The organism is Mycobacterium sp. P2_H7 (assembly GCF_056403275.1).
In genome coordinates this window covers 87,937-100,407 of record NZ_JBFUFU010000011.1, presented here as the reverse complement: position 1 = coordinate 100,407, position 12,471 = coordinate 87,937, and the positions used below count along the sequence as shown (strand labels likewise).

The 12,471-nt window shown below is 69.4% G+C and carries 10 protein-coding genes and 1 pseudogene; 4 read left to right on the top strand and 7 right to left on the bottom strand.

Translation table 11 applies throughout. The annotated features are described in order from the left end of the window. Both AC1DY7_RS18480 and AC1DY7_RS18475 read right to left on the bottom strand, forming a co-directional pair. Positions 1 to 870, bottom strand: a complete 870-nt coding sequence (locus AC1DY7_RS18480; protein ID WP_477495152.1) for an ABC transporter permease — start codon at positions 868 to 870, stop codon at positions 1 to 3. Next, complete coding sequence (locus AC1DY7_RS18475) at positions 870 to 2,846, bottom strand: dipeptide ABC transporter ATP-binding protein (protein WP_477495151.1); 1,977 nt, start codon at positions 2,844 to 2,846, stop codon at positions 870 to 872. The genes AC1DY7_RS18480 and AC1DY7_RS18475 overlap by 1 nt, the downstream gene beginning before the upstream one ends. A 197-nt stretch (positions 2,847 to 3,043) precedes the next feature. On the opposite strand from AC1DY7_RS18475, the gene AC1DY7_RS18470 reads away from it, so the two are divergent. Then, positions 3,044 to 3,712: a TetR/AcrR family transcriptional regulator gene (locus AC1DY7_RS18470; protein WP_477495150.1), complete on the top strand. Its 669-nt coding sequence runs from the start codon at positions 3,044 to 3,046 to the stop codon at positions 3,710 to 3,712. On the opposite strand, the gene uca is transcribed toward AC1DY7_RS18470, so the two are convergent. Then, complete coding sequence (uca, locus tag AC1DY7_RS18465; protein WP_477495149.1) at positions 3,697 to 7,296, bottom strand: urea carboxylase; 3,600 nt, start codon at positions 7,294 to 7,296, stop codon at positions 3,697 to 3,699. The genes AC1DY7_RS18470 and uca overlap by 16 nt on opposite strands. A 158-nt stretch (positions 7,297 to 7,454) precedes the next feature. Between uca and AC1DY7_RS18460 the strand changes: the two genes are divergently transcribed. Both AC1DY7_RS18460 and AC1DY7_RS18455 read left to right on the top strand, forming a co-directional pair. Further along, a complete protein-coding gene (locus AC1DY7_RS18460) occupies positions 7,455 to 7,727 on the top strand; it encodes a YciI family protein (RefSeq protein WP_477495148.1) in 273 nt (90 codons plus the stop codon). Between the two features lie 171 nt (positions 7,728 to 7,898). Continuing rightward, positions 7,899 to 8,888, top strand: a pseudogene (locus tag AC1DY7_RS18455) (NAD(P)-dependent alcohol dehydrogenase); the annotation flags it as partial. On the opposite strand, the gene AC1DY7_RS18450 reads toward AC1DY7_RS18455, so the two are convergent. Beyond that, complete coding sequence (locus tag AC1DY7_RS18450; RefSeq protein ID WP_477495270.1) at positions 8,875 to 9,156, bottom strand: MerR family transcriptional regulator; 282 nt, start codon at positions 9,154 to 9,156, stop codon at positions 8,875 to 8,877. The pseudogene AC1DY7_RS18455 and the gene AC1DY7_RS18450 overlap by 14 nt on opposite strands. Positions 9,157 to 9,241: 85 nt before the next feature. Here AC1DY7_RS18450 and AC1DY7_RS18445 point away from each other — a divergent pair, with 85 nt between their 5' ends. Then, positions 9,242 to 10,606 (top strand): cytochrome P450, encoded by a 1,365-nt coding sequence (locus tag AC1DY7_RS18445; protein ID WP_477495147.1) that lies wholly within the window; start codon positions 9,242 to 9,244, stop codon positions 10,604 to 10,606. On the opposite strand, the gene AC1DY7_RS18440 is transcribed toward AC1DY7_RS18445, so the two are convergent. The 3 genes from AC1DY7_RS18440 to AC1DY7_RS18430 form a co-directional block, all read right to left on the bottom strand. After that, positions 10,603 to 10,932 carry a DUF3349 domain-containing protein gene (locus AC1DY7_RS18440; RefSeq protein WP_477495146.1) on the bottom strand — a complete coding sequence of 110 codons (330 nt, stop codon included), beginning with the start codon at positions 10,930 to 10,932 and terminating at the stop codon, positions 10,603 to 10,605. The genes AC1DY7_RS18445 and AC1DY7_RS18440 overlap by 4 nt on opposite strands. A gap of 63 nt (positions 10,933 to 10,995) precedes the next feature. Continuing rightward, on the bottom strand, positions 10,996 to 11,979 hold the full coding sequence (locus AC1DY7_RS18435) for an FAD binding domain-containing protein (RefSeq protein WP_477495145.1): 984 nt from the start codon (positions 11,977 to 11,979) through the stop codon (positions 10,996 to 10,998). After that, entirely contained in the window at positions 11,976 to 12,461 is a 486-nt protein-coding gene (locus tag AC1DY7_RS18430) for a (2Fe-2S)-binding protein (RefSeq protein WP_477495269.1), read from the bottom strand. The genes AC1DY7_RS18435 and AC1DY7_RS18430 overlap by 4 nt, the downstream gene beginning before the upstream one ends. Positions 12,462 to 12,471: the final 10 nt, after the last annotated feature.

Genomic DNA, 12,471 nt, shown 5'->3' with positions numbered 1-12,471 from the left:
TCACTCCGTCTTCATCAGATTGCGCAGACAGTCGCCGGCGATGTTGGCGATCAGCGCCAGCACCAGGACACCGAGGCCGGGCATTACCGGAATCCACCACTGCTGCAGGAAGTAACTGAGGTTGCGCGCCGAGTCGGCACCCAGTTCGGGGGCGGGCGCGGCCTGCCCGAGGCCGAGGAACGACAGCGCGGCCAGGGTGAGGATCAGCGTCCCGATGTCAAGGCTGGCGGCGACGAGCGAGTTGGGCAGTGCGCCGGGCAGCAGGTGCCGGCCGGCGAGCCGGAATCGGCTGACACCGGCCAGTTTCGCCGCTTCGACGTGTGGCCTCGCGGCCAGCCGGACCACCTCGCCGCGGACCAGCCGGGCATAGAACGGCCACCAGACGATGGACACGGCGATCAGCGTGTGCAGGAAACCCGGGCCGAGCGCGGCCACCACCGCGATCGCCAGTACCGGTGCGGGTAGCGACAGGAAGCCATCGGTGATGCGCATGAGCGTCGTGTCGACCCATCCGCCGGTGGCGCCGGCGATGAGGCCGACGAGTCCGCCGATCAGCAGGCCCAGTGCCACCACGGCCAGCGCGGCGAACCAGCTGGACCGCGCGCCGTAGAGCACGCGGGACAGGATGTCGCGTCCCACGCTGTCCGTGCCGAGCAGGAAGCCGTTCTTGCCCGGCGCCTGCAGCGGTATCCCCACCGGTGTCAGTGGGTCGTGCGGCGCGAGCAGCGGCACGGCGATGACGAGCAGGGTCACCAGGATCACCAGGGCGAAGCCGGCCCAGTTGACGATCGTCGACCGGGACTGCGGCAGGGCAGGCCGCCACCGTGCGTCGCCTCGGACCAGGGTGGGCGCGGAGATCGCCACCGCCATCAGACCGCCTTCCGTTCGATGCAGGCGACCTGGTGGGGGTGGCCGGGAAACCCCTCCAACCGGACGTCGAGTTCGTCACCGCCGCAGGCGTCGACGGATATCGGGCAGCGTGGATGGAATGCGCAACCGGTCGGCGGCGACAGCGGGCTGGCGGGTTCACCGGGCAACACCAGGGATTCGCGCCCGAGGTCGGGAATCGAGTCGACCAAGGCCCGGGTGTAGGGATGGGCGGGATCGCCGATCACCTGTTCGGCCGGACCCACTTCGACGATCCGGCCCAGATACATCACCGCGATGCGGTCGGCGACCACGCGGGCCACCGAGAGATCGTGCGTCACGAACACGACGGACATGTCCAGGCTGCGGCGGAGGTCACCGATCAGGTTCAGTACCGAGGCGGCCAGCGATACGTCCAGCGCGCTGGTCGGCTCGTCGCACAACAGCACCGGCGGCGGCACCACGGTGGCGCGTGCCAGCGAAACCCGTTGGCGCTGACCACCGGAGAGTTGACCGGCGCGCGACTTCGCCACCTCGGCGGGCAGCCCGACCCGCTCGAGGACATCGATGACGGCAGCGCGGCGCTGGGCGCGGGAGATCTTCGTCCCGCGCAGCCGCTCGGCGATGAGTTCACCGACCGACAGCCACGGGGTCAGCGACGCGCCCGCGTCCTGGAACACCATCTGCGGGCCTTGGTCGCCCGTCAGTTTCACCGTGCCGGAGGTCGCCTTCTCCAGACCCGCGATCACCCGTAGCAGGGTGGACTTTCCCGAGCCGCTCTCCCCCACCAGTGCCACCGATTCGCCGTGCCCGACGCGCAGGGTCACTCCGCGCAGCGCCTGCAGCTTGCCGCGCCTGGCCACCGTGAAGGTCTTGATGACATCGGCCAGTTCGATCGACGGCGGCCGGTCGGTCACCGGGGCCGAGATCGTCTGTTCGGCAGCGGTTTCCCCGCCGGCGGCGGACTCCTCGGTCCCGTCGATCTGTCCTGCGGGCAACAGACAGGCGCTCACCCGGGCGGGCCCCACGGAGGTCGGCTCCGGCAGTGACTTCGTGCAGTCGTCGGTGGCGAGGTCGCAGCGGGGGACGAACGCGCATCCCGGCAGCGGTGTCAGCGGGCTGGGCACCGAGCCGGGTAAAGCCGCCAGCCGCCGGCCGCGCGCGGTCTGCAACGTCAGCCTGGAGCGCAACAGCCCGCGGGTGTAGGGGTGGGCGGGCGTCTGGAGTACGTCTGCGGTGGGCCCGATCTCGGCGATGCGACCCGCGTAGAGCACCGCGATCCGGTCCGAGATCTGCGCGGCCACCCCGAGGTCGTGGGTGATGAAGACGATGCTGCAACCGATCTGGTCGCGCAGCCCCTGCAGCAGGGTCAGCACCTGAGCCTGCACCGTGACGTCGAGCGCGGTGGTGGGTTCGTCGGCGACGATCAGCTCGGGGTCACCGGCGATGGCGATGGCGATCATCACCCGCTGGCGCAGACCTCCGGAGAGTTCATGCGGATAGGACCGCATCCGCCGGGCCGGGTCCGGGATGCCCACCGCCGTCAGCAATCGCAGCGCTTGGTCGGTACCGCCCGCGGCCTCGGCGACCTGCTTGCCGATCCGCATGGTGGGGTTCAACGAGGTCATCGGATCCTGGAACACCGCGCCCAGGTCGAGGCGGCGGACCTTGCGCAGGTCCTTGGCGGTGCCGTGCACCATGTCGGCTCCGGTAACCGTGATGGTGCCGTCGATGCGGGCCTGGCGGGGCAGCAGTCCGAGCATGCCGAAACCGAGCACACTTTTGCCCGAGCCCGATTCGCCCACCAGCCCGAGGATCTCGCCCGGGACGACCGTCAGGTCGACCCCGCGCAACGCGTGCACATCCTGGCCGTTGCGGCGGAACGTGACGTGCAGGTCGCGAATGTCGGCGACGGGGGCGGAGTTCGATGGCGAGTCGGGGAGCACCTGCGGCTCGACCGCGGAAACGACATTGCCCATGCGCGCATCCTCCCGATCTGTCAGCGGTGCCATCACTGGCCTGTCAGTTGACAGTTTTCACGGCCGCCGCCCTCGATGGGTGTCGCTGGCGTAACCAATTCCGGGCGCCAGGTAACCGAGGTGTATCGCGCGTTTCTGTCATGTGACAGATACGGCGCGGCGTACCGATCGGGCCTGCCATGGGTCACGATGGGACCATGTCGCTCACCCGCGCCGGCCGACCCCGTCTGCAGACGCAGCGGCGCCCAGGGATGACGGCCCGTGACGAAATACTCGATGCGGCAGGCGAATTGTTCACCACCATGGGCTACGCGGGCACGTCGACCCGAAGCATCGCCGAGTCGGTGGGCATCCGGCAGGCCTCGCTGTATCACTACTTCAAGACCAAGGACGACATCCTGTGCGCCCTGCTGAGTCAGACGGTCACGCCCACGTTGTCGTTCATTCCGGTCCTGCTCGGGGCCGGCCCCGCACTGACGGCCGCCGAGCATCTGCACGCGCTGGCCGCGTTCGACGGTGACCAACTGCTCAGTGGCAGCTGGAATCTGGGCGCCCTGTATCTCCTGCCGGAACTGCGCGACGCCCGGCTGGAACCGTTCTGGTCGGACCGTGAACGTCTGCGCCTGCACTACCTGGCGCTGAGCCGGGCGGTGGTGGACCGTACCGGGGTGCATCCCGCGGCCGCCGACCTGCCGTTCCGGCTGGTCGAGTCGCTGGTCAACATGTGGTCGGTCCCGGCGGGCCCGCAACGCTCGGAGCTGCCGGTGCATGTCGCCGACGCCTGCCTGCGGGTGCTCGGCGATCCGACGACACCCGAACTGCGGGAACGCAGCCGGCGGGTCGTCGCGGATCACCCTGCGAGCTGACCGACGACCACCAGCGGGGTTCCGGGTTCCACCTGGTGTCCCGCCTGCACCAGCACGTGGGTGACGACACCGTCGGACGGCGCGGTGAGCACGGTCTCCATCTTCATGGCCTCCAGTGCGAGCAGCGCCTGGCCGGCGATGACCCGCTCCCCCACCGCGACATCGACTTTCCACACACTCGATGAGAACGGGGCGTCGACCCGGTGCGCGTCGTCGTCGAGCACCAGGTCATCGGCGGTGGGCGTGGCATGCGCCTGGGCTCGCTCGGCCCGGTCGAATTCGCCTGCGGCTGCCCAGGCCGCACGTTCGCCCGCGAATGCCGCGGTCTGGAGCGACCGGAACCGCTCGATCGAGTCGGCGTTGTCGGCGAGAAAACGTTCGTGCTCGGCCAGCGAGAACGTGCCGGGGGTGATGTCGACGGTGCCGCGGCCCGCGGCGACGTCGGCCCGCAAGTCCATCAGTTCCTCCGGCGACACCGGATACCACGAAATGCGGTCGAAAAAGCGTAGAAGCCAAGGGTTTTCATCGGATCTGCGGGGAAAACGGTTCCACACCTGCGTGGTACGCCCGACGAACTGATAGCCACCCGGTCCCTCCATGCCATAGATGCACAGGTAGGCCCCGCCGATGCCGACGGAGTTCTCCGCGGTCCAGGTGCGGGCGGGGTTGTACTTGGTGGTCACCAGCCGATGCCGCGGATCGAGCGGAGTAGCCACCGGCGCACCGAGATACACGTCGCCCAGACCGAGCGTCAGGTACTCCGCGGCGAACACGATGTCCATCACGTCGGCGTGTGAACCCAGACCGTTCACCCGGCGGATGAACTCGATGTTGGACGGACACCAGGGCGCGTCGTCGCGCACACCCGACATGTACCGGGCGATCGCCTCCCGGGTGGCGGGGTCGTCCCAGCTCAACGGGAGCCGCACGGAGCGGCTGGGCACCACCAGTTCGGTGCTCGCCGGCAGGTCGTCCTCCAGGTCGCGCAGCAGCCCGAGCAGCGTGGTGATCGGCAGCACGTCGGGGTCGACATGGACCTGCAGGGAACGGATTCCCGGTGTCAGATCGACGATTCCGGTCACCGATCCGCCGCGCACCGCGTCTGCCAGCCGACCGTGCAAGGCGTGCACCCGAGCCCGCAACCCGAGGTCGAGCACCATGTCGCCGTACTCCACCAGCACGTTGTCATCACCGCTGCGGCGATACACCACGACAGGGGCGCCCAGCGCCGCGTGCCGTGCGAGCACGCCGTCATCCCCGTCGCCGCCGGCGGGAAGCGTTGCGCTGCGCGAGCTTCCGAGATCGCCGCGCGACGGTGCGTCCTGCGCCCGCACCGACACGAACCGCACCGTGTCACCCGGGCGCAGCTGCCCGAGTTTCCACCGCTGCGCCGAGATGACCGTCACGGGGCAGACGAAGCCACCCAGGCTGGGGCCGTCGGGGCCGAGCAGGATCGGGGTGTCGCCGGTGAAGTCCAGCGCGCCGACCGAATAGGCGGTGTCGTGGATGTTGGACGGATGCAACCCGGCCTCGCCGCCGTCGGCACGCGCCCACTGCGGGGTGGGCCCTTCCAGCCGCACCCCGGTGCGCGCCGAGTTGAAGTGCACCCGGTAGCGGGCGGCGTAGAGGGTGTCCATATCGGCCCGGGTGAAGAATTCCGGTGCGGCGTGCGGACCTTCGGTGACGGCGAGTTCCCACTCGGTGGGCATCGCCGGGCGCAGTTCGGCGGGCACCGGCGCGGCCGGCACCTCGTCGGCCGGGGGGACGGCTCGCAGCACATCGCCGGTGACCAACTGACGGCCGCCGTGGCCACCGAAACGTCCGAGCGTGAAGGTCGACGCACTGCCGAGGTAGCGCGGAACGTCCAGCCCACCGGCGAACAGCACGTAGGTGCGCAGACCGGCGACCTCGGCGGCACCGATGTCGAGCAGGCCGCCGGCGGCGATGTCGATGGGCTCCCACATCGGGGCGGGCACGCCGTCGACGGTGACCAGGCAGTACGCACCGGTGACGCACACAGTCGCGGCCTGGCTGAAGCGCAGGGCGGGCCCGGTTGCGGTGCACTCCAATCCGGGAGCACCACCGTCGTTACCCAGTGCGCGGTTCCCGAGCCGGAAGGACAGGTCGTCCATCGGACCGCTGGGCGGGACGCCGACATCCCAGCGGCCCACCCGACCGGGCAGGTCCTGCACGGTGGTCAGCAACCCGGGGCGCTCGACGGTGATCCGCGGGCGCGGATCCACCACGGCGGCCAGCGTCGCGGTGGTGTGCCGGGCCGCCCGCACGTCGTCGTGCCCGAGCGCGGCCCGCAGCAGGCCGATGTTGACCTCGATACCGTGCAGCACGGTGCCGGCCAGGGCCGCGTCGAGCGCATCGAGGGCCGTGTCGCGGTCGGGTGCCGCACCGATGATCTTGGCCAGCAACGGATCATAGGACGCCGACACCTCGGACCCCCGTTCCACCCAGGTGTCCACCCGGACATCGGTCGGGAAGGTGACCTCGGTGAGCGTGCCGGTGCTGGGGCGGTATTCGCGGGACGGATCCTCGGCGTAGATGCGCGCCTCGACGGCGTGGCCGGTGGTCGGCAACGCAGGGGCCAGGCCGTCGAGCAGGTCGCGTTCCCCGCGCGCCAGCCGGAACATCCACGCCGCCAAGTCGATTCCGGTGACGGCCTCGGTGACCGGGTGTTCGACCTGCAGCCGCGCGTTGACCTCCAGGAAGGAGGCTTCCCTGCGGCGCGGATCGTAGATGAATTCCACGGTGCCCGCCGACCGGTAGGACACCGCCGCGGTGAGCGCACGCGACGACGAATGCAATTGCGCCCGTAGCTCATCGGGCAGGTCGGGGGCCGGCGCCTCCTCGATCACCTTTTGGTTGCGGCGCTGCAGGGAACAGTCGCGGTCCCCGAGGGACACCACCCGCCCGGCTCCGTCACCGAAGATCTGCACCTCGACATGGCGGGCATCGGCCACGAACCGCTCGACGAACACGCCGGCCGCCGCGAAGCTACGTCCCGCCAGCCGGGACACCTGGTCGTAGGCGGTTCGCAGTTCGGCGGCATCGCGGCAGACCTGCATACCGATGCCACCGCCACCGCCGGTGGCCTTGAGCATCACCGGGTAACCGATGTCGGATGCGGCGGCGAGTGCGGCGGCCACGTCGTCCAGCAGGCCCGAACCGGGAAAGACAGGGACACCGGCGGCCACCGCTGCCGCGCGGGCGGTGTGTTTGACCCCGAAGACCCTCAATTGTTCGGGGGTAGGACCGACGAACACCAGCCCGGATTGTTCGACGGCAGTGGCGAATTCGGCGTCCTCGGACAGGAATCCGTAGCCGGGGTGAATCATGCCGGCAGCGGTGGCCCGCGCGGCGTCGAGGAGCGCGTCCACCCTCAGATAGCTTTCCGACGGTGCCGCCGGGCCCAGCCGGATCGCGGTATCGGCCAGCCGCACGTGCGGCGCCGCCCGGTCGGCATCGGAGAACACCGCGACGGTGCGCAGATCCAGTGCGCGGGCAGCCCGGATCAACCGGACCGCGATCTCGCCCCGGTTGGCTATCAGCACCGTGCCGGCATCGCTGCTCAACGGACTCCCCCACGTCGCCGTTCATTTCTGTCAATCGACAGTTTGGCGGGCGGCGCGGGCGCTGTGGTTGCGGCGGCGTAACCGATCGCCGCCGCGTGTTAACGCCGTGCAACACATGTGACTGTGCGGTGACACCGCTGCCCGGATATTCTCGCGGCGTGTTTCACGTTCTGAGCCTGACGTACCTGCAGCCCGACGACGTCGTCGATCAGACCCGGCCGGCGCACCTGGCATGGCTGGCCGAGGAGGTGGCCGCGGGCCGCATCCTTCTGGCGGGCAGGACGGAAACGCAGGGAGCAGTCCTCATCGCCGGCGACATGTCCGCCGACGAGGCCGACGCCGTGGCCGCCGCCGACCCGTACACGCAGGCGCGTGTGGCCCGCTACGACCGGGTGAGTTTCACCGCCGGCTTCCGGGCACCCGGCCTATAACCCGATTCACAGCAAGAACCGGGACTAGACCGGACCAGGTCGCTGTTGGAACAACCGGCGGTGCAAAGTCGCGCCCGCTGCCGAGCCATGTTCGGTTTCCTTCGCTAGCGTTGAGCGGAGGCGCTTATTGCGCATTCAAAGAGGCATGTCGAGGAAGAGGATCACCACACCATGACCACCACCGTTTCCGCCTACGCCGCCAACGAGGCGTCCGGCCACCTGACCAAGACGACCGTCGAGCGCCGCGCCGTAGGGCCGCACGACGTGGCCTTCGACATCAAGTTCGCGGGCATCTGTCATAGCGACATCCACACCGTCAAAGCCGAATGGGGTACGCCGAACTACCCCGTCGTGCCGGGTCACGAGATCGCGGGCGTCGTCACCGAGGTCGGCTCCGATGTCACGAAGTACAAGGTCGGCGATCACGTCGGCGTCGGCTGCTTTATCGACTCCTGCCGCGAGTGCGACAACTGCAAGGAAGGCCTGCAGCAGTACTGCACCGGCGACTACGGCATGCACGGCACCTACAACTCCACCGAGCGCGACGGCAGCCCCACTTACGGCGGCTACAGCACCGCCATCGTCGTCGACGAGAACTACGTGCTGCGCGTCCCGGATTCCATCCCGCTGGACAAGGCCGCTCCCCTGCTCTGCGCTGGCATCACCCTGTTCTCGCCGCTGAAGCACTGGAACGCCGGCCCCGGCAAAGAGGTGGCCGTGATCGGCCTCGGCGGTCTGGGCCACATGGGCGTCAAGCTTGCTCATGCGATGGGCGCGCACGTCACGGTGCTGAGCCAGTCGCTGAAGAAGATGGAAGACGGCCTACGGCTGGGCGCCGACGAGTACTACGCGACCGCCGACCCGGACACCTTCACCAAGCTGGCGGGCAAGTTCGACCTGATCCTCAATACCGTGTCGGCGAACCTTCCGATGGGCGACTACCTGGGCCTGCTCAAGGTGAACGGCACGCTCGTCGAGCTCGGCATCCCGGAGCATCCACTCGAGGTGCCCGCGTTCCCGTTGGCCGGCGGACGCCGCAGCATCTCGGGTTCGATGATCGGCGGCATCCCGGAGACCCAGGAGATGCTGGACTTCTGCGCCGAGCACGACGTGACCCCGGAGATCGAGGTCATCGACGCGTCCTACGTCAACGAGCTGCACGCTCCGGGGCGAACCCGCGGCCGCTGTCGGCCGTGCGCCACTCGTGGTTGTGGGCCGTCAGGATCGTCGCGATCTCGTCCAGGCTCATCATCCCGGTCTCGCGCCACATCTGGATCAGTCCGATCCGGTGCAGTTCCTCGGGGCCGTACCGGCGCCAACCGGAGCCGAGCTGGACCGGGTGCAACAGGCCCCGCCGCTCCCAGTACCGCAACGCCGATTCGGCGAGACCGAATCTGCGAGCGGCCGCGCCGATTCCGATGAACGCCATGGCACGCCCCCCATCAAGTTAGGTAACCCTAACAAGAGGTGCGGCAGCCCGGGGCCCTAGCTTCCGTCGGCGCTACGATGACAGCGTGACCGGCATCACGTCTGCCCTGCCGCCCGGACCGCGCCTGCCCCCGGTTGTGCAAGCGGCCTTGTTCCTGCGCTACTGGCCCCGGTTCGTCGCGGCCTGTCACCGCCGTTACGGCGATGTGTTCACGCTGCGGGTGACCTCGCTGGGCACTGTCGTATATCTGGCCGACCCCGCGGACATCAAAGAGGTGTTCGCCGGCAGCCCGAGCATTTTCCATGCCGGCGAAGCGAATTCGATGCTCAGTGGTCTGCTCGGCGACAGTTCGGTGCTCGTCGTCGACGACGACGTACACGCCGACCGGCGCCGCCTGATGCTGGCACCGTTCACCCGTGCGGCCGTGGAGCGCCAGGCCACCGCCATGGCCGAGATCGCCGCCGAATCCATCGCCGGCTGGCCGGTGGGCCGCAGCTTCGCCGTGGCGCCCCGGATGTCGGCGATCACCCTTGAGGTCATCCTGCGCACCGTGGTCGGCGCCAGCGACCCGGCTCGGCTCGCCCAGTTGCGTGCGGTGCTGCCGCGCCTGCTGAGCCTCACCACCTTCGACAGCTTGTCGATCGCCGACAGCCGGCTGCAACAACGCAGGCCCTGGCAGGGGGTGCGGGACCGGATCTCCGCCGTCGACCGGCTTCTCTATGCCGAGATCGCCGACCGGCGCAGCGATCCCGCGCTGGCCGAACGCACCGATGCCTTGGCCCTGCTCGTTCGCGCCGCAGACGACGGTGGACGTGCAATGACCGACCATGAGCTGCGGGACCAGTTGATGACCCTGCTGCTGGCCGGCCACGACACGACCGCCACCGCATTGTCCTGGGCGCTGGAGCGGCTGACCCGCCATCCCGCCGTCCTGTCGAGGGCCGTCCGCGCCGCCGAGACCGGCGACGACGACTACCTCGACGCGGTTGCCAAGGAGACGCTGCGTATCCGTCCGGTGGTGTTCGATGTCGGGAGGGTGCTCACCGAACCGGTCGGCATCGCCGGATACCGACTACCCGCCGGGGTGATGGTGGCGCCGGGGATCGGCCTGGTGCACGCCGACGCCGGCCGGTATCCGGACCCCGACCGTTTCGACCCGGATCGGATGGTGGGCGCGACCCCCGGCCCCACCGTGTGGCTGCCGTTCGGCGGCGGGAACCGCCGCTGCCTGGGCGCCACTTTTGCGATGACGGAGATGCGGGTGGTGCTGCGCGAGGTGCTCAAACGCGTGGAACTGGACACGACGACCGCCCCTGGTGAACGCCAGCGCGTCAAGCACGTCATCCTGACCCCGCACCGCGGTGGCCGGATCACGGCACGGGCCATCCGGCAGGTGCCCGTCGACGGTAGGGCGGGCGGGTCGGCGACCTGCCCGGTCCACCCGGTCTAGTTCTCGATGTCCTCGACGCCGGACAGCGGCCAGCCGGCGGCCGCGAGTTTGGCGGCGACGCGACGGACGTTCTCGGGGCCGGCGTCGTGGTGGGTGACCTCGGCGATGAAGGTTTCGATCTCGTCGCGGGCGATCTCGCCGTCGGCCAGCGCAGGCGAGCCCGCGGCGGTGATGTGGGCGACGACCTCTTTGACCTGATCTTCGGTCAGCGGGGTGTTGCGCAGCAGCGCGAGCAGCGGCACCCGGTCGGTACCGGGCACGCCCTCGGGATACCCGGCGCGCAGCCAGTCCAGGATTCGAGCGACGAGCGAAGTCGAGGTGGTCACGCGTTCAGTTTCTCGGGTCGCGCGGGAGAGCGCCACCACCGAATTGCACAGTTCTCCCGGCATTCACTCCGGGTTCATCCCGCATGCACGCTGTAGCGCGCGCACAACACTGTGTTTACCGAGATCGATCTTGAATCCGTTCTGGCTCAGCGGCGTGGCCCCGGCCATCAACAATTCGGCGGCGCGCCGGAACACCGCGTCCCCGGGACGGCGGCCGACGAGCGCGTCCTCGGCCGCCGCCACCCGCCAGGGCAGCGCGGCGACGCCGCCGAGCGCGACCGCCGCCGAGGCGATCACCCCGTCGGCCAGTTCCACGCCGGCCGCCACCGACACCAGTGCGAACGCATAGCTGTGCCGGTCGCGCACCTTCAAATACCAGCTGTTCTCCGCGAAAGACGTTGGTGGTAACTCGATCCCGGTGATCAGTTCACCGAGGGCCACGGTGTTGTCCCGCTCCGGACGGGCTCCGGTGTAGAAGTCGGCGATCGGGATGAGGCGCGCGCCCGCCGGACCTTGCACGTGCACGGCGGCGTCCAGCGCGGCCAGGGCGACGGCCATATCCGAGGGGTGCACGGCCACGCACCGATCGTCTGTGCTGAACAGCGCATGCTCTCGGTTGAAGCCGCCCAACGCGGCACATCCCGACCCCGGGGCGCGCTTGTTGCACTGTCCGAACGCCGGGTCCATGAAGTACGGGCATCGGGTCCGCTGCATCAGATTGCCGCCGGCGGTGGCCATGTTGCGGAGCTGGGTGGTGGCACCGGAGAGGATGGCCTGCGACAGCACCGGATAGCGGGCCCGGATCAGCCGGTGATTGGCCACCGCACTGTTACTCGCCGCGGCCCCGATCAGCACCCCGCCGGCTGCGGTGGGCTCGATGCGGTCCAAGCCGATCCGGCCGATGTCGATCAGCGCGGGCGGTGCTTCCACGCCCGTCTTCATCAGGTCCAACAGATTCGTGCCACCGGCGAAGTAGCGCGCGCCCGCGGCGGCGGCATCGATCGCGTCGGACACGCTTGCCGCGTGCCGGAATTCGAAGGGCTTCACGGCGCGTCCCCGGCCACCGCGGAGATGGCCGCCACGATGTTGGCGTAGGCACCGCACCGGCAGATGTTTCCCGCCATTCGTTCACGGATCTCGTTGCGCGACAGACATGGTGGGCCATCGACGACGTCGGAGCGCGAGCCGTCGAAGGTGCTGGCACACAGGTCTCCTCTGGCGTGCTCGCGCACCAGGGCATGCGCAGAGGCCAGCTGGCCGGGTGTGCAGTAGCCGCACTGGAATCCGTCGTGCTCGATGAAGGCCTGCTGCAGCGGTGTCAGGTTGTCCCCCTCGGCCAGGCCCTCGACCGTGGTGACGTCGGCACCGTCGATCGACACGGCCAGCGTCAGGCAGCTCAGCACCCGCTCACCGTCGACGTGCACGGTGCATGCGCCGCACAGTCCGTGATCACAGCCCTTCTTGGTGCCGGTCAGCCCGAGCCGTTCCCGCAGCACGTCGAGCAGCGTGGACCGGACATCGTTGTCCATCTCGGTGATG